General features: G+C 45.7%; 20 protein-coding genes. 15 read left to right on the top strand and 5 right to left on the bottom strand.

Annotated elements, in window-relative coordinates; translation table 11 throughout:
• Positions 1-11: 11 nt before the first annotated feature.
• From ABIC22_RS22805 to ABIC22_RS22860, 12 genes are all read left to right on the top strand, one after another.
• Positions 12-1,601 (top strand): extracellular solute-binding protein, encoded by a 1,590-nt coding sequence (locus ABIC22_RS22805; RefSeq protein WP_127537013.1) that lies wholly within the window; start codon positions 12-14, stop codon positions 1,599-1,601.
• A gap of 86 nt (positions 1,602-1,687) precedes the next feature.
• Positions 1,688-2,665 carry an ABC transporter permease gene (locus tag ABIC22_RS22810; RefSeq protein WP_127537014.1) on the top strand — a complete coding sequence of 326 codons (978 nt, stop codon included), beginning with the start codon at positions 1,688-1,690 and terminating at the stop codon, positions 2,663-2,665.
• A complete protein-coding gene (locus tag ABIC22_RS22815; RefSeq protein ID WP_127537015.1) occupies positions 2,659-3,522 on the top strand; it encodes a carbohydrate ABC transporter permease in 864 nt (287 codons plus the stop codon). The genes ABIC22_RS22810 and ABIC22_RS22815 overlap by 7 nt, the downstream gene beginning before the upstream one ends.
• A 26-nt stretch (positions 3,523-3,548) precedes the next feature.
• Complete coding sequence (locus tag ABIC22_RS22820; protein ID WP_354484007.1) at positions 3,549-4,556, top strand: zinc-dependent alcohol dehydrogenase; 1,008 nt, start codon at positions 3,549-3,551, stop codon at positions 4,554-4,556.
• A gap of 24 nt (positions 4,557-4,580) precedes the next feature.
• The gene (locus tag ABIC22_RS22825; protein WP_354484009.1) at positions 4,581-7,835 is read left to right on the top strand and encodes a hypothetical protein; all 3,255 of its coding nucleotides are present in this window, start codon (positions 4,581-4,583) and stop codon (positions 7,833-7,835) included.
• A 288-nt stretch (positions 7,836-8,123) separates the two neighbouring features.
• On the top strand, positions 8,124-8,435 hold the full coding sequence (locus ABIC22_RS22830) for an ArsR/SmtB family transcription factor (protein WP_354484011.1): 312 nt from the start codon (positions 8,124-8,126) through the stop codon (positions 8,433-8,435).
• Between the two features lie 2 nt (positions 8,436-8,437).
• Positions 8,438-10,939: an FAD-dependent oxidoreductase gene (locus tag ABIC22_RS22835; protein ID WP_354484013.1), complete on the top strand. Its 2,502-nt coding sequence runs from the start codon at positions 8,438-8,440 to the stop codon at positions 10,937-10,939.
• A gap of 246 nt (positions 10,940-11,185) precedes the next feature.
• Positions 11,186-12,403, top strand: a complete 1,218-nt coding sequence (locus ABIC22_RS22840; protein ID WP_483312601.1) for a DNA polymerase IV — start codon at positions 11,186-11,188, stop codon at positions 12,401-12,403.
• Positions 12,400-12,765 (top strand): YolD-like family protein, encoded by a 366-nt coding sequence (locus tag ABIC22_RS22845; protein WP_154894105.1) that lies wholly within the window; start codon positions 12,400-12,402, stop codon positions 12,763-12,765. Before ABIC22_RS22840 ends, ABIC22_RS22845 begins: the two co-directional genes overlap by 4 nt.
• The gene (locus ABIC22_RS22850) at positions 12,749-13,117 is read left to right on the top strand and encodes a YhjD family protein (protein WP_095357757.1); all 369 of its coding nucleotides are present in this window, start codon (positions 12,749-12,751) and stop codon (positions 13,115-13,117) included. Before ABIC22_RS22845 ends, ABIC22_RS22850 begins: the two co-directional genes overlap by 17 nt.
• 241 nt (positions 13,118-13,358) lie before the next feature.
• Positions 13,359-13,880 carry an RNA polymerase sigma factor gene (locus tag ABIC22_RS22855; RefSeq protein ID WP_127537021.1) on the top strand — a complete coding sequence of 174 codons (522 nt, stop codon included), beginning with the start codon at positions 13,359-13,361 and terminating at the stop codon, positions 13,878-13,880.
• Positions 13,849-14,811, top strand: a complete 963-nt coding sequence (locus tag ABIC22_RS22860; protein ID WP_354484017.1) for a hypothetical protein — start codon at positions 13,849-13,851, stop codon at positions 14,809-14,811. Before ABIC22_RS22855 ends, ABIC22_RS22860 begins: the two co-directional genes overlap by 32 nt.
• Before the next feature lie 58 nt (positions 14,812-14,869).
• Here ABIC22_RS22860 and ABIC22_RS22865 read toward each other — a convergent pair whose 3' ends face one another.
• From ABIC22_RS22865 to ABIC22_RS22880, 4 genes are all read right to left on the bottom strand, one after another.
• Complete coding sequence (locus tag ABIC22_RS22865) at positions 14,870-16,009, bottom strand: serine hydrolase domain-containing protein (RefSeq protein WP_354484019.1); 1,140 nt, start codon at positions 16,007-16,009, stop codon at positions 14,870-14,872.
• 29 nt (positions 16,010-16,038) lie between these two features.
• Positions 16,039-17,490, bottom strand: coding sequence for a sulfatase-like hydrolase/transferase (locus ABIC22_RS22870; protein WP_354484020.1), 1,452 nt, complete (start codon positions 17,488-17,490; stop codon positions 16,039-16,041).
• Positions 17,491-17,555: 65 nt separating this feature from the next.
• Positions 17,556-18,392 (bottom strand): ABC transporter permease, encoded by an 837-nt coding sequence (locus ABIC22_RS22875; protein WP_483312602.1) that lies wholly within the window; start codon positions 18,390-18,392, stop codon positions 17,556-17,558.
• A gap of 19 nt (positions 18,393-18,411) precedes the next feature.
• Positions 18,412-19,176, bottom strand: coding sequence for an ABC transporter ATP-binding protein (locus ABIC22_RS22880; protein WP_354484022.1), 765 nt, complete (start codon positions 19,174-19,176; stop codon positions 18,412-18,414).
• Between the two features lie 239 nt (positions 19,177-19,415).
• Between ABIC22_RS22880 and ABIC22_RS22885 the strand changes: the two genes are divergently transcribed.
• From ABIC22_RS22885 to ABIC22_RS22895, 3 genes are all read left to right on the top strand, one after another.
• Complete coding sequence (locus tag ABIC22_RS22885; RefSeq protein WP_354484024.1) at positions 19,416-20,003, top strand: TetR/AcrR family transcriptional regulator; 588 nt, start codon at positions 19,416-19,418, stop codon at positions 20,001-20,003.
• 101 nt (positions 20,004-20,104) lie between these two features.
• The gene (locus ABIC22_RS22890; protein ID WP_354486066.1) at positions 20,105-21,286 is read left to right on the top strand and encodes an ABC transporter substrate-binding protein; all 1,182 of its coding nucleotides are present in this window, start codon (positions 20,105-20,107) and stop codon (positions 21,284-21,286) included.
• Positions 21,287-21,423: 137 nt separating this feature from the next.
• Positions 21,424-22,431 carry a formylglycine-generating enzyme family protein gene (locus ABIC22_RS22895; protein ID WP_354484026.1) on the top strand — a complete coding sequence of 336 codons (1,008 nt, stop codon included), beginning with the start codon at positions 21,424-21,426 and terminating at the stop codon, positions 22,429-22,431.
• Positions 22,432-22,503: 72 nt separating this feature from the next.
• Here ABIC22_RS22895 and ABIC22_RS22900 read toward each other — a convergent pair whose 3' ends face one another.
• Positions 22,504-23,553, bottom strand: coding sequence for a 2,3-butanediol dehydrogenase (locus tag ABIC22_RS22900; protein ID WP_354484028.1), 1,050 nt, complete (start codon positions 23,551-23,553; stop codon positions 22,504-22,506).
• Positions 23,554-23,954 lie beyond the last annotated feature (401 nt).

The following is a 23,954-nucleotide window of genomic DNA, read 5'->3' on the forward strand; positions in this document are numbered from 1 at the left end:
AGGAATGTTTGATGAAGCTGAAAAAGAGGATTTCCATACTACTTGCGATCACACTGTTGACCTCAATCCTTGCCGCATGCAGCAGTGGTACAGACAAAGGCGGTTCGACTGCCCTACCGCCCCAGGAACCCGGACAGTACGGTGATACAGGGGGTCTCACTTTGCCTCTTGTTGATGAGCCGACGACCATCACGTACATGCTGCCAAGCAATGCAAAAGACCTTGGCCCGAGCAAACTGGTTGTCCAGGAGATTGAAAAACGGACCGGTATTAAAGTTAACTTCCAAACGTATTCCCCACAAACCTACCAGGATAAATTAAAAGTCATTGTGGCATCCGGTAAGCTGCCGGACATTTTTACAGGGCTAAAACCGGCCGAACTCAAGAAAATCGGCAAACAAAACGGTGTGGTTGCCATCAATGAATACGCGGATCAGCTCCCTAACTTCAAAAAGCTATATATGGAAGAAAACGACTGGGTCATCAAGTCTTTCGGCGATGAAGCCGGCAATATATATACCTGGCCTATTTACAATCTCAATCGCAAAGTAAATCACGGATTCATGTTCAGGAAGGATATCTTTGATGAGCTTGGTATCAAGGAATGGACGAACACGAACGAGTTTTATGAAGCTCTGAAAAAAGTAAAAGAAGCTTATCCCGATTCTTACCCCTATGCATCCAAGAGCTTGGCTAATATCTTCAGAGATTGGGCCTTCGGCTGGGGACTCGGCAATACGGATCAGTACCCTGCCTATTACGATGAAAAAGACGGCACATGGAAGTACGCCGCAGTACAGCAAGAGCATAAGGACATGCTTGATTTCATGAAGAAACTGTACAATGAAAAACTGCTTGATCCAGAATTTTTGACAGATACTCAGGATTCCTGGACGACCAAGATGACGACAGACAAATCGTTTGTCACATTTGACTGGATTGGACGCCTGGATCTCTTTTATAACCAGATCAAAGAGCAAAATCCAGACTATGACCTCAGATATGCCAATCCCGTGGGACCGACCGGCAATATCAGAACACTGCCTGAGGTTTCAGATTTCAGCGTTGCCGTTGCCAAAAACAAAAATACAGAAACCTCGCTTAAACTGCTCGATTATCTGACCAGTCCATCCGGGAGCGAGTTAATGACGATCGGAGTGGAAACGGTGAACTTCGAATGGGGCGAGGACGGATATCCGGTGTACCCGGAATTAAAGGATCTTCCCCTTGTGGATATAACCGTGCTCGAGGATCGTTATGCCATGTGGCTCGAAGGAGCTTACCTAAGACCGGACCATCGAAGCATCTATTATCGTTTCTCGGAGAAAGAGCAGGAGGCGCAGGATAAAATCGTGAATGAGGAGCGTTTCGAGCCCCTTGATCCGATCCTTAATTTTACGGACGAGGAAACCTCCAAGATTGCCGAGCTGCAGACATCACTGCAAAAATCAGCTGAAGAATTCAACTCCAAATATATTCTTGACGCCGGCTACGGAGATGGCGAGTGGGAGAATTTCAGAGGCCAGATCAGCAAAGGCGGTGTGGAGGAGCTGATGGCAATCTATAATGAAGCTCAAAAAAGATATGACGAATCCAAATAAATGAGCTTAAGACATGATTGAACTGGAGGAGGCGATGCTTGGAACGTTTCCTCCTTAGGGAAAAAGGTATTGGAGGCGATAATCTTATGGCAGACATCGGCACGGAACATTCGGCAGCTTACCATAAAGAACTGCGAAAGAAGAGCTTCAGAGGCCGGCTTAAACAGACGTGGAATCATATTAAGCGCGACAGGCAGCTGCTTCTGCTGTTTCTTCCTTGCATCCTATTTTATGTCATCTTTCGTTACGGGCCCCTATATGGATTGATTATTGCCTTCAAAGACTACAGTGTGTTTACAGGAGTGCTTGGCAGTGAATGGGTGGGACTGGAGCATTTCATCAAGTTCTTTACGAACCAAGATTTTTGGCTGCTTTTCCGGAACACGCTGCTCTTGGGATTATATACGCTTATTTTCGGCTTTCCCTTTCCCATCCTGCTTGCCCTTCTGCTGAACGAAGTCAGAACCAAATGGTTTAAGAAATCGGTTCAAACCTTCAGTTATTTGCCGGCCTTTTTGTCCGTGGTCATTATCAGCAGCATGATTATCGATTTTCTCTCGCCAAACCATGGTATTTTGAATCAAATGCTGGCAGCACTTGGTTTTGAGAAAAAATACTTTCTCGTAGATCCAGGCTGGTTCCGTCCGATCTATGTCATTTCGGAAATATGGGCGAACGCAGGATATGAATCCATCATTTATCTGGCAGCCATTGCGGGGATCAGTCCTACGCTTTATGAAGCGGCCAAGGTGGACGGTGCCAGTCGTTTCCATACGATCCGCCATATTACGCTTCCTGGATTGTTTCCCACGATGCTTATCATGTTCATCTTGAAAACCGGCTCCATGATTCGCGTCGGTTATGAGAAAGTGCTGCTGCTCTATAATCCGATGACCTATGACGTTGCAGACGTATTTTCAACGTATGTATACCGCAAAGGACTGCTTGAATCCAATTACAGTTATGCAGCCGCAGTAGGACTATTCGAAGCGCTCGTTGCAATGGTGATGCTGCTGTCCGCCAATGCGATCAGCAAACGGCTGGGAGGTAATGGCTTATGGTAGGTGAGCGCAAAATATCTGTTTTTGGTGTCTTGAATTCGCTGATCCTCTGTCTTGTTGCTGTAGCGACACTCTATCCCATTGTGTATATTACGGCCGTTTCTTTAAGTGATACAGCAGCGGTCGTTCAAGGTAAGGTGTTTCTTTTTCCGAAAGGGCTGAACCTTGAGGCTTATGTCGAGGTGCTTAAAAATGACACGATTCCAAGAGCCTACCTGAATTCTATTTTTTATACGGCATTCGGTACGTTTGTGAATTTACTCTTTACGGCTGTAGCGGCATATCCTTTGTCGCAAAAAGGATTTTTCGGACGCAAGTTTTTTATGATGGCCATTGTCCTCACCATGTTTTTGAATCCCGGTATTATTCCCACTTATGTGGTCGTGCAGCAGCTGGGGTTAACAGATTCGGTTTGGGCACTCGTACTTCCCAATGCCATCTGGACAATGGAACTGATCATTCTTAAAAGCTTTTACGAAAACATGTCTTCCCAGATACGCGAAGCGGCCCTGATCGACGGAGCTTCCGAATACCGGATTCTGTTCAACATTGTCATTCCCTTATCCAAGCCTGCGCTTGCTTCCATCGGACTTTTTTATTTCATGGGCCACTGGAACAGCTTTTTCCTACCGCTGATTTACTTGAACGATCCGGATAAATATCCTTTGCAGGTCGTGCTGCGGGATATGTTAATCTACAGCGCAGAAAACGACGCGGGACTTGTGGATCGTTCGGCCCTTGCCCCACAGTCTATTAAAAATGCAACCATCGTACTTTCTATGATCCCCGTTCTGCTCATCTATCCGTTTGCTCAGAAGTATTTCGCTAAAGGGGTGATGCTCGGTTCGGAAAAAGGCTAAATCGACTGAAGGAGGAGCCGTATCTAATGAAAATCGTTGCTGCGAAGGAAGGAAAGGTCACGATACTGGAAGCGGATATACCCGAACTGAACAAACGACATGTGCAAGTGAGGACCGAATATTCCGGCATTAGTCCTGGCACGGAAATGAGTGCGATTAAAAGATCAGGCGTATCCCCGGTATACCTTGGCTATAGCGCTGTTGGGATTGTGGAAAAAACGGGAAGTGAAGTCAGAGATATTCTACCGGGAGACCGAGTGGCTTGTTATGGTGTGCCTTATGTAAGACATGCAGAAATCATTTCGGTACCGACCAATCTGATAACCAAAGTACCTCAACATGTCAAACCAGAGGAGGCCGCATTTACCGGGCTCGGAGCCATCGCCATACATGCGCTTCGTACGGCTGACGTGAGATTCGGCGACAAGGTGCTTGTCGTTGGACTGGGTATTCTCGGTAATCTTGTGGCCCAAATCGCCACTGCTGGTGCATGTCACACGGCTGCATACGATCTGAGCAAAGCACGGGTTCAGCTGCTTCAGGAGCAGATGGGCATTCAAGCAGGCTTTTCAACTGAAGAGGAAGTGGAGCGTTTTGTGATGAACGAAACGGGAGGTTTAGGATTTGATTCCATCCTCTTATGTGCTGGCGGGCCTGGTGAAGTGCTGATCAACAAGTCACTTGAGTGGCTTCGTGACCGGGGAAAAGTCGTGATCGTTGGTGATTTGTCCATGGAGTTTTCAAGAGATTTGATGTTTCGCAAAGAAGCTCAGATCCTTATCTCCAGAGCAGGCGGGCCTGGGAGGTACGATCTGCAGTACGAGCAGCACAATCAGGATTATCCCATCGGTTTCGTGCGGTGGACGGAAGGAAGAAATATGGACGAATACGTCAGGTTGCTTGCTGATAAGCGAATTACGGTAAGTCCTGCTATCACGCATATATTTGCTTTGGATGAAGCATCTGAAGCTTATGAAAATTATCAATCCGATTCGGCTCAAGGGGCACTTGCCACGTTGATCAAGTATTTTTAATGCATGAAGAAGGGGAGATGTGTGATGAAAAAGCCTTTTTCCAACCTGATCACCATGTTCATGAGTTGTTTACTTGTTATTGTGATGTTTCCCGTGCAGTCTGCTCCTGCCCAAGCAGAGGAATCCAAGCTTACTCAAAAAAACTTCAGCGCCCCCGAAGAACTGCTTGTTCCCAACAATTACACGGTAGCTGTCTTTAACGGAACTGTAGGCTATGAGGATGGAAAACCAGTCATGTATGCCACGAGTAAAGGCAAGCCTGGCTTCCTGAATGTGATCGACCTCGAAGAGTACAAACTGCTTCGGACGGTTTCTCTTGGGCCGTCGGAAAGCTCCTGGGCGCATACCGTTGCGCCGAACGGTACGCTTTATGTGGCTGCCGAAGGATCGGGTGCACGATTATGGGAGTATTCGCCAGTCACCCATCAGGCTGTTCAAGTGGCTCAATTTGAAGGACAGTCTGTCTCCAATAGTATCACGACGGATGAACAGGGGAGAGTATACGTGGGGACTTATCCGGGCGGCAAGGTTTGGCAGTATGATCCTGTGACCAAGCAAGTGAGGGATTATGGCCGTGTTATCGGTGCGGTTGATCAGGAGTATGTTCGCTCCATTGCTTACCAGGGGGGATATATTTATGCCGGTACAGCCCATGAACAGATCGTGCGTGTGGATTTGGCTACAGGTGAAAAAACGAATATTGCCGCTTCGCTTACCGTCAAAAACGATACAGTATACGATTTGAGTACGATTGATAACCGTTATTTGTTCGCACGTTATACGGATGGAAGTGGTGTACCGGGTGAGGGTTATATCTACGATACCACAACAGGATCCTGGCTTGATGTGGAGCTTCAGCAGGTAACCGGTCTTCACGCAGCTGACTCTGTGGATGGAAAGCTGTATTATATGTCCGAGAAAAAACTGAAAACCTTTGACCTGGCGACACATCAGGTAGAGGAAACCGGCATGACCTATGAGAGTGGGTTCAGAGGGGCGGATTGGGTAGAGTTTCAGAACAATCCCGAGCTGCCGGGAAAAACGCTCGTTACGGTACGATATGACGGCGGAGTTGCCATGCTCAATATCGATACCCAAAAAGTCATTGTACAGCCGCCGATTATTCCAGGATTGCCGGGAGTCGTCAATCGTCTCCAAAGCGTATCCGATACACAGCTGATAACAACGGGTTCTCAAGCAAGATCTTCGTTAGTTGACTTAGAGACCATGACGACAAAACCTTTCAGCATTGGTCAAGCGGACAGTGTATACCCAATTGGAAACAAAGTCTATATGGGAGTCTACCCGGAAGGTGGCTTGTACGTTTATGATCTGAATCAAGAACCGGGAAGCACGAATCCGCAGCGTCTCGCTGTACTCGGGAACGATCAGGAACGTCTTGTGCATATGTCTGAAGGGGACGGTAAACTGTTTATTTCGACCATCTCTGGATACGGGACGTTGGGAGGATCGCTTACAGTTCATGATACTGCTACAGGTGAAACCAAAGTCCATCGAAACGTGGTTCAGAATCAGAGTGTGCTCAGTACGGCTTATGTAGACGGGAAGATTTTTGGATCTACGACCATTAGGGGAGGACTGGGCTCCACGCCGAGCGAGCAGGAGGCCAAAATTTTTGTGTGGGATGTTCAAAATGAGCAAAAAATTACAGAGTTTACGCTGGATTTTCCCGAACTTGTCGATCCGATTTTCATTGGGGACCTGTCTCTCGGGCCGGATGGATTGATCTGGGGAGCATCCTACGAATATATATTTGCGATCGATCCGGACACGTACCAACTTGTAAAATATAAGAAGATTTATCCGAAGCTCTATTACACCCAGTGGCATCATCATCCGATGCGTTGGTCGGAAGACGGACTTTTGTATGTCCTGTTTAACAACAAGCTGACGGTGATTGATCCGGAAACACTGGATTTCAGAACATTAACGGATGCTTCGAGATTTGATCTTGGCATGGATGGGGACCTGTATTTTACAGATCTCGCAACCAATACGGTTCTGTATCGAATCCAAATTGATGGAGAGATTGTGGCCGAACCGCCGGGGCTTCCTTTGCCGGTAAACAATGCCGGGTTGGAGCAGCCAGAAGAGAGCGGAAAGCTGCCGGGCTGGACTTCACTGTTTGCGACAAGTGGGGATGTTTATTTCGAGCGGAGCAGCAATAAGAGTTATGCAGGTGATTATAGCCTGAAAACAACGGATCGTATTCGTACTGCCTCCGTTGCGGTGCAAAGCAATCCAATCCCATTAGTGCCTGGAGAGGAGTACACCGCAAGTACTCAAATATATATTGAGTCAGGCCAGCCTGGTTTCATGTTCCGATTTTATAATGCAGAAGGGCAGAGCCTGTCTACTTTGGAAACACATCTGGATGAATCGCGACTTCACCAATGGCAAAAAGTAACTCTCCGCGGTACGGCACCGGAAGGAACGGCTTATGCCAGACTAATTGCGGTAACCAGCCGCTATAATATCTCCACAGCTTACTATGACGATTTTTCTGTAACGGTTAAAGATAATACGGCTCCCTTGACTGAAGCTACGCTTAATCCGCAGGCAAATGAGCAGGGTTGGCACCATGAAGATGTTTCGATTACGCTAAACTCGGAAGGAGCAAGCTCCATCTTTTTCGAAACTACGGGGGCTGAGGAAATCAATCAGCGTGAGACCGAAGGCGGTACCACTGAGTTTACTGTACGCGAAGAAGGAGTGACGGCCGTAACTTTTTGGTCTGCATCGGCTTATGGTGTGCCCGGGGTGCCCTCTACTACCGAAGTTAAGATTGACAAAACGGCTCCTATCATCGAATTTTCAGGAAAATCCGTCTACGAGCTGGATGAGGAAGTCCGGATCGAATGCTCCGCTCAGGATGCATTATCAGGTGTAGCTAAAAGTGATTGTGATGCTGTGCTTGCAGATCGCCCTGCCTATTTGAAGGGTGTTGGGGAGCATTTGGCCCATGCTTCCGCCCATGATATCGCTGGGAACACGACAAATTCTTCTTTTTCTTATGAGGTGATCCTTACCTATAAAGGTATGGCAGGACTTATCGACAAGTTCCTCGCTAATGATCAAGAGCTGGCTGATAGACTAAAGGAACAATGGGCCAAAGTAGAAAGAGCCGATGAATCAGGTAATGAGGGAGGGAAAAAAGGCGCAATCAACGGATTTGTCCATCAAGTGCAAGCCAAGATTGGCAAGGGATTAGCTCAAGAACATGCGGAGATTTTGATACAGCTCGGTTCACAAATTTAATTTTATTTGAATAAAGAGCTTTTCTGGGCCTGATCTCGATCATGCTTGAATATGTAATACTTAGAATAGTAAATCAGAGGATAGTGAATATGTTAAATGAAAAAAGACGTTGTCATAGCGCATGACAGCGTCTTTTTATTGTCCTAAAAATAAGATGAAGTATAGAATTTAGAGTGAGTTAATATAGGAGATCATCCACTACAATGGATAATAATAACAAACAAAGTCGTTTGACTTTCATTTTACTATATCGTATTATTCTAATATAACGATATTGGAGGGTTAACTTTGGATAAACTCGGTTTTAACGATAGCGGTGATTTGAAGCAGTTTGAGGAACCTGCTAACTTACTGAAGGCCCTTTCTCATCCTATACGCCTGTGCATTGTGCGTGGGTTGATGCGTAAAAAGAAATGTAATGTTTCCTATATGCAGGAGTGTCTGGATCTGCCGCAATCAACCGTTTCCCAGCATTTACAGAAGCTGCGCAGTGTAGGAATTGTTGATACGGAGCGAAATGGCCTTGAAGTGAATTATATACTTGCAAACCAACGTATTGAACAGATTATAACTGTTTTATTTGGAGAGGATGAATGTTAATCATGAGTAAGAAAGTAGTCATTGTTGGTGGAGTAGCGGGGGGTGCGTCAGCAGCTGCCCGCCTACGCCGGCTGGATGAACATGCGGAAATAGTCATATTTGAAAAGGGTCCCTACATTTCATTCGCCAACTGCGGCTTACCTTATTATATAGGCGGAACGATTGCTGAGCGAGACCGTTTGTTAGTACAAACACCTAAAGGAATGGCAGATCGCTTCCGAATTGATGTACGTACACAGAGTGAGGTCATATCCATCAACCCCCAGCATCAAACGATTCTAGTGAACAGCGAGGAGAGCGGTCAATACGAAGAAACCTATGACGAGTTAATTCTGTCTCCCGGTGCACGTCCGAAAATCCCCGATGTGCCGGGTATAGATAATCCATTCATTTATACAGTGCGCAGCATTCCAGACATTGATCGAATCAAAGAGGCAATAAGTGCATCTAACAACGAGTCATCAATCGTTATTGGTGGTGGATTTATCGGTGTTGAAATGGCAGAAAATTTGCGGGAAGCTGGACTAGATGTAACGCTGGTCGAGGGTAACGAACAATTGCTCACTCCATTTGATCCTGAAATCGCAGCTGCACTGGCACAAGAAATGGAGCAGCATGGTGTTAATCTTCTTTTTTCTAAGCGTGTAAAAGCTTTTCGTTCATTGGAGCAAGGCATAGGGGTCGAGCTTTCAGATGGTCACGTTTTAAAAGGAGATCTTGTGATTCTCGCGATTGGCGTGTCGCCAGATACCTCATTTCTGCAAAGTAGTGGTATTTCCTTGGGGACACGTGGACACATCATTGTTAATGAGGCCATGGAAACCAATATACCGCATATATATGCGGTTGGTGATGCAATTGAGGTAAGTGATTACATTCATGGAACCAAGACAGCGATTCCGCTTGCAGGTCCTGCCAACAAGCAAGGACGTATTGCTGCGGATCGGATTGCTGGCATAAATTCTAGCTACAAAGGAACACAAGGGACTTCTATCATTAAAGTGTTTGGACTGACTGGAGCTACAACGGGCAGCAATGAAAAGATATTAAAACGTCTTAACGTGGATTATCATACGGTAATTGTTCATCCTGCTTCTCATGCATCGTATTATCCAGGATCGAGTGCAATTACTTTAAAATTGCTGTTCTCACCTGAAGGAAAAATCCTGGGTGCCCAGGCAGTCGGATTCGAAGGAGTGGATAAACGGATTGATGATATTGCCGTTGCTATTCATTTTGGGGGTCATATAAGCGACTTGACTGAACTTGAACTGAGTTATGCACCGCCCTATTCATCAGCAAAAGATCCGGTTAATATGGCTGGGTATGCAGCAGATAATATTCTGGCTGGACGTGTCAACACATTCACCTATGATCAGCTGTCTATGCGCCAGCCGGAGCAAACCATACTACTAGATGTACGTAGCGAGCTGGAGCATCGGAATGGCCATATTCCCGGATCATTAAACATCCCAGTGGATGAGCTTCGTGAGAGAATGGATGAGTTAGATGTCTCTAAAGAAATCTGGGTATACTGCCAAGTAGGTTTACGGGGGTATACTGCAACACAGATTTTGCGTCAGCACGGTTTCACCGTTAAAAATTTGAGTGGTGGATTCAAAACGTATCGCCAAGCGCAATTTAAACCAGCTCCGTATTCTGGCCAAAAGCATGAGGTTACAGATGATAAAAATCATGGCGATCATGTTTCTCATCCAAAGCAAAATACATTACATCAGACGGATCAACTCTCTTCTCAGCCATTACGTATCGATGAAGAATTGGATGTATGCGGATTGAGCTGCCCTGGTCCGTTAATACAAGTAAAGCAGAAGATGGATCAACTATCCGATGGAGAAACGCTACGGGTAAAAGCTTCTGATCCAGGGTTTTACGAAGATGTAAAGGCATGGGCAGGAATGTCTGGCGCAGCACTCCTACAGTTGGAACGTGGTAAGAACGGTATCATAGAAGCAGTACTAACCAAGCAGACAGAGCCGGTCAGATCATCTGCTTCGAAAGCTCAACTTGTGGAACCTGCCAGTACGATGGTTGTCTTCAGTGGCGACCTGGATAAAGCAATAGCCTCTCTTATTATTGCTAATGGCGCAGCTGCAAGCGGGCGCAAAGTAACCATGTTTTATACATTCTGGGGACTAAATATTATTCGCAAGCATCAGCCGGGACCGGTATCCAAAAACATGATAGGCCGTATGTTTGATCTTATGCTGCCACGTGGTAGTCACAAGTTAGGCTTGTCCAAAATGAATATGATTGGTGTCGGTCCTAAAGTTATTCGCGGCATCATGAAGAAAAACAACGTCGCCTCTCTGGAAGAATTGATTCAAACTGCGTTAGCACAAGGTGTTGAAATGGTTGCTTGTCAGATGTCTATGGATCTGATGGGTATCCAGCGGGAAGAGATCATGGATCAGGTTACTATTGGTGGGGTAGGTTATTATCTGGGCCAGGCTGACAAATCAAACCATAATCTGTTTATATAGAAGGGATATGCACTTTATATTAATTAAATTTATTATGAAGAAGTCTCTAATCGACCTTGAGGGTTTATCCCCTCAGGGTCTTTCTTTGTCATAACACACGCTTATGAAAGTTGAGTATGACCATCCCTCGAATGAATATAAATATTTACCTCTTGCATAAAGAACGTGTGTTCGGTTTATAATATATACAAACATACGTTCTTAAGTACAGGAGTGATTTCAGTGTTGACTAAGCAGCGAACCATTATGCTCATAGATATGCAGAGCTTTTATGCTTCAGTCGAAAAGGCCAAAATGCCTCAATACAAAAATAAACCACTCGCCGTCGCAGGTGACCCAGCAAGACGCTCTGGCATTATTCTTGCTGCTTGTCCATTAGCCAAAGCGAGGGGTGTATCCACCGCAGAACCACTCTGGCAGTCGCTTCAGAAGTGCCCTGAACTAATCATTGTTAGACCTCATATGCAAGAATACATTGAAGTATCTACTCAAATCATGTCCATTATTGAAGAGTTCACCGATCTGGTTGAGCCGTACAGTATAGACGAATTATTCGCTGATTTTACAGGGTCTATGCATCTGTTTGGTAATGATCCTGTCGATCTAGCCAAGCAAATTCAAGATAAGATCTATAATGAAACAGGGGTTTACGCAAGAGCGGGCATTGGTGAAAACAAAATCATTAGTAAATTGTGCTGCGATATGATCGCTAAAAAGGTCAAAGGGGGCATTTTCCACTTAAAGAAAGAAGAATTACACCTCCACATTGGAGATAAGCCCATCCGCGATATGTGGGGGATTGGCTCAAGAATGGAAAAACATCTGTGGAAGATGGGTATCCGAACGATTAGAGATTTGGCGAATACACCTCTTACCCAACTCAAGAGTAAATGGGGCGTGAATGGAGAAGTGATCTGGCGCATCGCCAATGGACTCGATAACTCACCGGTAACCGTCAACACACACAGTACACAAAAGGATATTGGCAACGGAATGACCTTGCCTAGAGATTACACAGAGGCTTGGGAGATCGAAGTGGTAATCCTCGATATCTGTACTGAAGTATGCCGAAGAGCTCGTAAAAAAGGACTGATGGGGAGTGTCGTTTCCGTGAGTGTGTCTGGAGCAGATTTCGACAATCCAACAGGCTTTCACAGGCAGGTTAAGCTGTCTGATCCAACAAACATAACCGTTGATGTGTGCAAGATCGCCAAACGCATATTTCATCAACACTGGGATGGGCAACCGGTGCGCCGTGTAGGCGTATCCCTTTCTCAATTATCCGACGCGGATACATATCAACTATCTTTCTTTGATGATCAGGAGCACAACCGGGCTATTGATCAGGTGATGGACGACATTAAGGATCGATTTGGCGACATTGCCATACTTCGAGCAAGCTCCATTACAGCTGCTGGTCAAGCAATAGATAGAGCATCTAAAATTGGGGGGCACTACAAATGAGCAAAAAACTTGAGGCCAATGGATTATGGGAATCGAGCCGTATGATGCTTCCACAACATAAAGAGCGAATCATACAGCATCGTAATCAAATTCATGATCAAGCCAAACCGCTAATTCATGAAGATGAGTGGGAGATCATTGCTCAAAATGTAGATATGTCGCTCCACTATACATTACAAGCCACCATTGAAGTGTTTAATGAGTCGGGCAATCGATATATACACGGAATCGTTACTTCAGTCAGTACCGTTGGAAAGAAAATCAAAATTGAAATGGACAATGGATTTGAATGGGTCGATTTTGATCAATTGGTCACGGTCAAACTTGAAGAGGGAGGCGTGTACGGTGAGACAGACTTCTGAGGAACTTGCACTCGTGAAGAGACTGGTAGAGCTTCCCTATCTGTTAAGCGCTCTGGAGGTAGATAAGCATAAAATATACGCTTCAAACTTTAAGATGAAATCGGTCTATGTTGATTACTTAGACGGGACCCAAAAGAAAATTGCCTTAGAGATGTACCGATCCAAACAAAGTTTAAAGGAACACCATATTAAAATCATTGATGAACAGAGATCTGAGCTAAGTTTAACGGTAAATTATTCGGTGAGAGGTTACATTCATAAAATGACGTTATTATGGAGCAAAGTGAAAGTGGATGTTACCTTAATGCTTACGGAACATATGAACGTCGATATTACTGAATTGTCCAAATAACACTAGAGTTAGAGCGGAAGGTGGTATATAACTGCAAAGCGTGGACATAATGCAGTTATAACCATTGTTTTCCTCTCCCGAATGTGGGTAAACCGACCTTTGAAGTTTGAGGGTCGGTATTTTTGTATGCAATTTGAATCCCGAATCCAATCATTCTTTTAACATCCTGAAACTTTTCAACAAAATGTGACCAAATGCCGTCCTTAAGAGTGTTAGAGGTATAAAGGAGGGCTGAACAACCATGCGGCGATCCGTGCCCCAACCGGGCGATCATGTGATGAACATTTATGAGACTTATGCGGATACTCTGTTCCGAATAGCCATGGTACACCTTGGTAGACGAGAGGACGCGGAGGAAGCTACTCAGGATACCTTCATCAAGCTAATGGAAAAAGCCCCTTCGTTCAACGATGCAGAGCATCAGAAAGCATGGTTGATCCGAGTCATCACCAATCACTGCAAATCCTTATTAGGTAGAGGCTGGCGCAAACGGGAGGTCAATCTGGAGGGAGCAGAATTCCTAACCACAGATGACCCTGAAGATCGAGTGCTAATCGAACTCGTGCTGTCATTGCCCGTCAAGTATAAAGCGGTGGTTCATCTGTATTATTACGAGGATTATCCAGTCCGAAAAATCAGTGAAATTTTACAGATTAGCGAGTCAGCGGTGAAGATGCGATTACAACGGGGGAGACAGCTGTTAAAACTGGAGCTTGAAGGGGAGGAACCGAATGAACGAGGAACAATTCAAACGAAATTATAAGAGAGCGGTGGATCAGATGAAAACAAATGACCAAATGAAAAAACGCATGGAGCACATCTCCAATGTGCGGCACCATAAACAAAAACGCCAGCGCAGGCCTCTTTACATTGCAGCGAGTGTTGTCATTGCTGCCAGCATCGGACTGGCTGCTCCGAGCTTATGGCAGCAGTGGAACGGTTCGACACAACCGGGGACACAAATGGCTGCGAAAGTTACATATGACCCGGTAGTGATTCCGAAGACGGAACTCCCCAATTCAAATAGCAGCGGTCCAAAGGCAAGTATGCTTCAACTGGTTGTATACCAGGGGCATGTCTATACGCAGTCCCCGACATCGCTTAACGGTGAGGATGCGCTGGCATTACGCGGAGAAAAACTGGGTACTACAACGGGTGGTATACATGAGCTGAGTAGTCAGGATGAATATAAAGAGCTGGCCTCCAACATTGGTGAAGCGGATATCTATATGGTTCATGGCTACGATAAGGACTTCCGAATCATGTCAACCACTGAAATGGATGGTCAGGTGTTTGCTCAATTGTTTGACAAGAACAATGATATCACGATCGGGAGCGGTGTCGATCTGTTTGGCCAGCTGAATCTCGAAGGTAACATCCATTCTGCACAATGGGAGACCTTTGAAAGCTGGAATAATGGCTTATCACAGTTACAGCCGCTGGCAGCGGACCAATTATTGGAAAAATTCATTTCCGCACTATATGAGTCCAAACCACTAGCCATGACTTCAGACTTGGAAGAGCATCTTTATGGTCAGGAAGACCGTAAGATCATCTACCTAGCGTTGGTAGACAAGACGCAAGTCCCACTGGTTCTGTTCAAAGAAGGACTGGTGCGGTACGGTAATGTACCCGTAGTTTTTGAGGTGGAGAAAGGTACTTTCCAAACCTTCTGGGATAGTTTAGGCAAATAAAACAGGATGGCATGCATAATGACATTTAAGAGAACGATGAGTTGGGGGGAAGCAATCGCTAAATCAAATGATTGGCGATTGCTTCAAAAGCATGAGAAAACAATGTAGCTGTCTCATCACTGTGGCCTGGATAAGCTGAAAATTGCACGATGACCATTTCGGCTAATGGAGCAATATGAATGCGTTGTCCATATAGTCCGTTTGCCTCGTATGCATTGAATCGATTATGTGTGATCCACCACTGATTGCGGTACGAATATCCTGGTCTTGCCATGGCTCGATTGCTAGCGGCCAATAAGTCGCGCCGACCTCCCTGGCGAATAGCGTCAATAACTGCCTCAGGAACGATGGGATAGCCGTTGAAAAAGCCGTCATTACGCATCATCTCTGCAAACCGAGCTACGTCTCTAAGTGTTGCATGAAGCCCCCCGCAAGCCTGTTCGATACCTTCCGAATCCACTATGAAATACGCATCTTTCTCGCTACCCAGCTTGGACCAGATTCGTTGGCTCAACAATTCTGCAAGTGAGACGCCGTGTAATCGACTTAGAATCCAGCCCAGCACCTCAGTTGGACCGTTACTATATAGGAATGCCGAGCCGTGTTCTTGAGACTTTGTAATGGAAGCCAGATATTCATGAATGGTTCTGGGCCCTGTATATCCTTCTTTGGCAGGAATTGTACCGATGGCAGTGAGGAGCAGATTGCGCTGGTTGTCAATATAATTTGCTTCCGGAAAAAAAACAGGATAGTTACACGAAATCTGCATATCCAGAAGCTGCTGGAGGGTCGCATCGCCAAATGCACTGTCGGCCAGTTCCGGAATGTACCGATGAACACGATCATTGGCAACCAGGTTCCCTTCGTATAACTCAATCGAAACTAACGTTCCGATAAACGATTTGGTGACGGATGCCAGTCCGTGCTGAAGCGTGGGCTCCATGCCGGAATAATACTTCTCATAGACGATCTTCCCGCGGTGCATAACCAGAAAAGCGTCCGTATGATTCTGTTCCAAGGTTTCTGACAGCGTTGTGGCTCTTCCCGCGGCGTCAACAAAAGCAAGTTCGTCCAAGGGATGCGGATCGCTGCCGATCGGGGAGACATCGCCACTACCGCGAAACACACTTGCAGTGGGGAGAAACCGATACGAGTGATGCATATTCTGACGGATAATGTCTATTAGCTTCGGATCCATTACGCTCTCAACTCCTTCTTATACCGTTCCTATTCAACCTTTGGTGCTGGCGTGTATGGAACTTTGAATCCTTTGGCCATGATCTGTTCCCGACCACCGTGAAGATCGAGCCGCCGCTGCTGATCCCGTCTAGCTTCAGCGTCAGTCTTTTCCGGATCAACAATCTCACGCAGCTTCTGATTCATCCGGCGAATCACGTCTGCATATTGTGGATCGCCAGCCAAGTCGTTTGATTCCGCAGGATCTTGGGCCAGATTGAACAGCTGTGGTGGGTAATTGACGTAATAAATAAATTTATACTGTTCTTCCCGTACCATGAAAAAGCCTGTAATACTGCCTGCGGCATGGTATTCGCTAAATACAACACGATTGGGCTCGATTTCCCCTTGGGCCATGGGTAACAATGATTTTCCCGGAAGATCGTGATCTTCAGGTGCCAGATGTGCTCCGACCATCTCGAGTATGGTTGGGAAGCAGTCGACGAGAGAAATATTATTTTCGACTTGTTTTCCCTTGGGCAGATCGGGTCCGGACATGATGAAAGGAACGGCCACAGATCCTTCATACATGGTTGATTTGAACCAAAGACCATGTTCTCCCATGGAATCGCCATGATCCGATGTATAGATGATGCGTGTCGAACGGTCCAAACCAGTTTCCCGCAATGCCGATAACACCTCACCAACCTGGGCGTCCATGAAACTGCAAAGGCCATAATATGCCGCAAGCGCATTGCGAATATCCGCTTCTTCCAATTCATCGGCAATACCAATCAAGCGTCGATACTCATCAATGACAGGATGGGAGCCACGCTGATCCAATCCGTAATTTTTCGGAAGTTCGATACTTTCCAACGGATACAAGTCAAAGTATTCCTGTGGAGCAGTCAGTGGATAATGAGGCGTGACAAACGACACGAAGAGCACCCACGGTTTATCAATGCCCGCTGCCTCATTCCGGAGAAAATTCACGGCTTCTTTTGCAATGGCACGATCATATTGGGTGTAGGATGACTCGCCCGGCCCAGCTGCAAGGACCTGCTTGCGGCCCAGGTTACCTGAAGGCAAGCCCGTCTCTCTGATCAGGGTGAACAGATCTCCCACACCATTCAGCACATGGAGAGGGAGGCGCTGATCGGGAAAGCCCGTATCATCGACTGCATCCCGGTAATGAAGCTTTCCTACCGTAGTGACCTGAATTCCTTGATTCACAAGCCTGTGTCCCCAACTTGGTCTGTCTCCTGAATAAGGTGCTGCATTATCCCAAGAGCCGTTATCATGAGGATAACGACCGGTGGCAATACTGGCTCGTGAAGGAACACAAATAGGGCAGTTGCTATAAGCATTCGTGAAATTCACACCATCCTTCGCGAGCCGGTCCAAATGGGGCGTTTGAATGATGGGGTGACCGTTGTGTCCCAGGATGTCCCGGTTATGCTGATCCGACATGATAAACAATACATTTTGCGGTTTCGAAGTCATGATTGAACGTCCTCTCCTACATAAATTATATGATTGTTCATGAATAAAGCGGCTTGGAGCGTACATTATCCCTTATAACTATCCTGCCAACGAAGCAACTTGATTTCAAAGAACCGGACGATGGAATCGGACAATTTACCAACAATAGCAAAAATCGTGATGCCTACAAATACAATATCCGTCTGCATGAATGCGCGAGCGTCCTGAATCATGAACCCGACGCCGGTGTCGGCGCCCAAAAGTTCGGCTGTAACCAAGCAAAGCCATGCAATCGTGAGCGATAGGCGAATACCGAGCAGCACATTGGGTAGAGCTGCTGGAAGGACCAAGCGCATCATCTGGCTAAATCGGCTGAATTCCAAAACGCGGGCCACTTCGAATAGCTTGGCATCGACGTTGCGCACACCGAGAAACGTATTTACGTACAAGGGAAAGAAGGCACCCAGGGAGATCAGGAGCACTTTGGATAGTTCGCCAAATCCGAACCACAGGATGAAAAGGGGAGTAATAGCCAGTAGAGGCACAGTTCTTAGCATTTGTACAGTTGGGTTCACGGTTTCTTCAACCTTACGGAACATGCCGACGAATAAACCGAGAAGTAATCCGCAGCTGCCTCCAAGCAAGAAACCGAGCAACGCACGAACGAGGCTGATTCGCAAATGGTGAAGCAGCTCTCCCGAGAGACTCAGCTCCCAGTACTGACGTAGAATGAGGGCAGGCGACGAAAAAAGTTGGGTGGAAATGGTTCCAGTCGAGCTTAAAATCTGCCATATGGAAAGGATCAACACGGGGAGAATGGCTCCCCGGATGAATAGACGCCATGAGCCGCCGGATGAACGAGGGATCATCTTATGTTTCTTTTCACGATGGGCATTAGACCTAATGGGTACCTCCATAAATATCCATTCCTTTCTATGCATTTTAAATGTTGTAGTCTTCCGATTCTTCTTTGTGGCCTAGCTCGTTAAGAATAAGGGTACGAAGTTCTGTAAAGGAACGACTGGTTCTGCTACGGGGATAAGGCAGGTCAATGGGTACGATCGCTTTGATTCTTCCAGGTCTTGCATCCATGACAATGACTCGGGTGGACAAGAAAATGGCTTCATCAATATCGTGGGTAACCAATACCATCGCAGTGCGATTGGACCTCCATATGTCGAGCAGCGCTTCCTGCATATGGCTTCTTGTAAATGCATCTAACGCGCCAAATGGCTCATCAAGCAAGAGAACAGCCGGCTTGCGCAGCAATGCACGGGCAATGGCTACACGCTGGGACATCCCGCCGGATAACTGACGCGGATAAGCCTTCTCAAATCCAGTGAGCTTGACCAGCTCAATCAGATCATCCACCGCTTTACGGACCGACACATCTCGCAAGGAGAGATCCGCAGCAATATTTTTTTCTACAGTGAGCCAGGGAAAAAGTCGATGCTCCTGAAAAATGAACCCTTTTTCCTTCGAGGGACTGAGAATGGGTTCACCCTTCAGTAGGACGTTGCCATCGTATTCGCCGTCAAGACCGGCGACGATTTTAAGCAGCGTACTTTTTCCACAGCCGCTTGGTCCGATGACCGCCGTGAAATCCCCTTCGTGAACGTCAAGACTTATTCCGTCTAGAACGGGAGTGATTTGTTGATCCGTGTGAAATGTCTTGCTCACTTCATGAATGTGTAACACCGGCTGCATGGCATTCGCTCCTATCCAGTTGACAAATTGACTTTGAAGTCATGTTGTTGGTGATCTTAGCACCTAAATCTTCCCAGTGTCAATACCCAAGTAAAATAAGTGGAATAATCAGATCAGATAATTATTTAAGAACAATTCAGAGGGCGAAATGTTATTGTGGTTTAAGGGGGACTGGCTCTGTTACACTAACCTAGAAAGGGAATAAATACCCGTTGGAACAACCCAGGAGGTTTAATACAATGCCACGAAATGTGATGCGTGACACACAGATGCGCGAGCAGCGCCGGAAGGAAATCCTCGATGCAGCAGCTAGCGTCTTTGCACGTCGCGGTTTACTGACCAAGATTGACGATATTGCGTCCGAGGCAGGACGCAGCCACGGATACATATACAGCTACTTCAAATCGAAAGAAGAACTATTGCTTGCCGTCATTAAAAGGGGACAAGATCTGTACGGAGAACAGTTGAACAAAGCAATTGAGCTTGAAGGGAAAGTTTCGGACAAATTCAGGTATATTGCGACCAAGGTGTTGTCACAAGAGTCGAACGCAGACAGCTATATGGTGCTGCTGCAGGCGATCTTCACCGATTTGTTGGACGATGAAGAAAAGAAGAAAATTCGTGAACGTGGCAAGAAGAACCGACAACTTCTTGTTCAGCTAATCCGCGAAGGGCAGGCAGATGGTTCCGTGCGTCAAGGAGATCCGATTCATTTGGCGACTTTATTTGCAACTCTAATACAGAACCTCATGCTGCTGAAGGTTCGTGAATACGAGCCGGCGAACGAAACAACGATCCAATTACTCATGCAGATGATTGGTCCATAATTGGACATGAATATTTTTTCAGGGAAAAGATTGACATTCTGATTTTCCTGCTGATATGATTTACCCACAAAACATTTTGACTTGAAAGTCACATTGTGAATATGTTATTTATCCTGATGAGAATCGACTGGACAACCAGAGATTCAGGCTTTATTAGCTTGACGACTGTGTTAGAAAGTCTTTTTTTGATTCGTAAAACCCATTATTTACATCTGAATTGGAGGCTTAAAGAAATGATGAGAATGAAGAGAAATAGAGGGCCATTACTTATTGTTCTCATAGTGATGGCTATTGTAATAGCCGGATGCTCAAACGCAGATAATTCCACTTCAGGAAGTATATCTTCAAACGGCACGGAAGGGAAAACAGACTCAGGCGCCCAACCAGCTGGTGAAGGGGAGACAGTCAAGGTGAGAATTGCTGTTAACGGAAATTTGAATCCGCTTATCATCGCCCAGGAGAAGGGATGGTTGAAGGAAGGATTCGATAAACTTCATGCTGAAGTCGAATGGAGCAAATTCGCCAGCGGTCCACCCATTCTTGAGGCATTGGTATCTGGAAGGGTAGATCTTACTTTCCTTGGAGATGGTGCAACCATTACAGGTTTATCGAACAACTTGCCCCTTCAGATTGTCGGCCTGATCGGCGAAGGCAAAAACCTGAATTCCATACTTGTTCCGGTAAATAGCAGCATAGCAGGAGTTCAAGATCTAAAGGGTAAAAAGGTTGGATTGGGAAGGGGATCATCCTCGCATGTGTACTTAATCAAAGTGTTGGAAGCAAACGGATTGAAGCAAGAAGACCTTACCATCATTAATTTGACGCCTGAGGATGCGCAAGCAGCCTTCGAATCCGGTCAATTGGATGCTTGGGTTACCGTCGATCCGAATGTGACACTGAATGTTGCCAATCATAAAGCAAAAGCACTTGATGCTAATACCGAAGTCCTTGCGCCCCTATCCATGATTGCGCATTCTGAGTTTGCTAAGGATCATCCGGAACTGGTCGTCGAATATTTAAAGCAATTTAAACGTTCGCTTGAATGGCAATCGGCCAATTTGGATGAAGCGGCTCAGATCTATTCGGAACAAACCAAATTGCCGCCCGACATCATCAAGGTCGTTCTGGAGCGCAGTTCCAACCTGCTAACTGCTTATTCGGAAGAAGCTCTGGCCGCTCAGGAAGCAACAACTGCCATTCTCCTTCAGAACGGCTTTCTTAAGAAAGAAATAGCATTTAAGCAAGGCGTCAATGATCGTTTTGTTTTACAGGCATTGGAATAATCTAGCTATTGTGTTTGAAGTATGCTAGAAAAAATAATGAAGCAACAAAATTGGTAGAGACCGTTGATCGATGATTGACGGTTTTGTGATGTTTGAAAAGTTGAAACAAGACTGCCAAATCGGAGGGGGAAGTTCCTATGGAGAACAATGAGCAAGACAAGAAGTTTTCTTGCTGTGCACCTGGACATGAGAAAGCATCCACTCGTTTCAAAATGAATACGCGAATCCATACAAAACAGGTGATTAATCAAGACCATAGTAAGGGGGCTAAACGTGTACAAACAGATTCAAACATGATCCGTCTAGAAGGAGGTGAATTCTATATGGGAACAGACAGTAATGAAGGTTTTGCAGAGGATGGGGAGGGGCCTGCTAGAAAGGTTAGGATCAGTCCCTTTTACATAGATAGATATGCTGTGACTAACGCACAGTTTCAAGATTTTATTAGAGATACCTGTTACAAAACGGAAGCTGAACGATTCGGAAACTCTTTTGTATTTCATCTGCTGTTGCCGGCAGAAAAGCGTCATAACCGAGCTACAATGGTCGTTCAGACGCCTTGGTGGCATGTGATTGAGGGGGCAAACTGGATGCATCCAGAAGGAGAAGGTTCTGATCTGGAGGGTCGAATGAATCATCCCGTTGTACATGTATCCTGGAATGATGCAGTAGCTTATAGTGAATGGGCCGGCAAACGATTGCCTACAGAAGCGGAGTGGGAATACGCTGCCCGAGGAGGGCTGGAGCAATTGAGGTATCCATGGGGGGACGAACTTACACCAGAAGATCAACATATGTGCAACATTTGGCAGGGAGAGTTCCCAACCAATAATGATGCATCGGACGGTTATGTAGGGACATCTCCAGTGGATGAATATGAGCCGAATGGATACGGGATTTATAATATGGCGGGCAATGTATGGGAATGGTGTGTGGATGCATTTAATCCTTATTATCATCAGCAAACGTCAACAATTAATCCTCTAGGGAACGGAATAGGACATGTGCGATCCATGAGAGGTGGTTCCTATTTATGCCATGATTCCTATTGTAACCGATACCGAGTAGCCGCCCGCAATAAGAATACACCAGACAGTTCCTCCGGTAATGTCGGTTTTCGCTGTGCAGCAAATGTGGAGAGATGATTGATAACTTAAATAAAAGTAGAGCCATCCTGTTAAGGATGGCCTGATTCATTAAAGATTGTTCTCCAAATTTTACAGTTGACCACTGAGTTGAATGAGAATTTTGGCTTGGGTCATGTCGGAGAGGAGGGTCTCGAAGCCTTCTTCAACAACGTCATCCAACTTGATTCTTTTCGTAATAATGGGATCTACATTCGTGTTTGCATCATTTAGGATTCGAACCGTGTCCTTAAAAGTCTCAGGCTCATACCCAAGTGAGGAGCTCATTTTTACACCTGACAGCATCAGCACAACAGGGTTAAAGTCCAAGTTTTTGGCGTGTACTGCAACGATTACTGCTGTGCCTGTTGGTCGAGTGGAGGCTATGGATGCATCGAATGTAGCTTTCACCCCAGCAGCTTCGAAGGTTGCATCAACACCAAAGGCATATTTCTCTTTAATAAAGCTTACTGGATCACCAGTTTTCGTGTTCAATATCTGAGTTGCCCCTACTTCGCGAGCCTTCTCCAGTTTTTCATCCGATAGATCAAAAGCGTAGATTTCCTTCGCTCCTGCGGCTTTGGCTGCAACGATGGTAAGCAGCCCGATTGGTCCACAACCGAATACAGCTACGGCATCTCCAGGTTTCACACTTCCGTCTTTAACGGCTTGAGCTGCAACAGCCAGTGGTTCTACCAATGCGGCTTTATCTAAAGGCATGCTATCCGGGATCTGTACGACATTGGTTTCAGAGACGACAGCATACTCTGCAAATCCTCCGTCCGTGTGGAGACCCAATGAACCCAGACCCGTGTAACGATCAATCTCAGCCGGAAGCTTGCCAGGAGTATAGACTGGATTTACAACGACTTTATCGCCCTTTTTAAGTGTTGATACGTTATCACCTATTTGTTCCACAATACCGGAAAATTCATGTCCAAGAACCATAGGGCCCATTTCTCCGGTTATTTCGTTAGGTGTATCTTTGGGCATAAAAATGGGGCCGAGCTCATACTCATGCAAATCTGTACCACATATACCTGCCCACGCAACTTTGACAAGCACATCGGTATCTTTTAGTGTCTTTATGTTTCTTTCTTCTACTCTAATGTCTTTGCGATCATACCAAACTGCTGCTTTCATAATAATTACACCTCACTGATTTCGTTAAAAGATAACAAAGCGAATTCATCGCATTTGGGCTGTGTATTATCCTTCGACTACCTAAAGCGACATTAATATAAAATATGACATATGGATTTTGGTTTTAATTGTATGCCTAAAATTGCAATGATCCAATCATTAATCTATAAAGATGTGTCTACGTTATAGACACTTGTTGGACTAATGTCTATGTATAATTAAACTTTTTGAATAAATGGTGAACATGGTGTGACAATCAAGCGAAGGACACAGGAGGAAATGATTCCTAATCAAGATGATGCAAGGGAGGTTAGTGGAGGATTTTATTAGAAAAGTAGATGCTACTTGTTACTTATTGACAATAACGTAATCACCAGTCGCTATAATAGTTTTTTTATATT

Source organism: Paenibacillus sp. PvP094, assembly GCF_040546835.1.
GTDB lineage: Bacteria > Bacillota > Bacilli > Paenibacillales > Paenibacillaceae > Paenibacillus > Paenibacillus illinoisensis.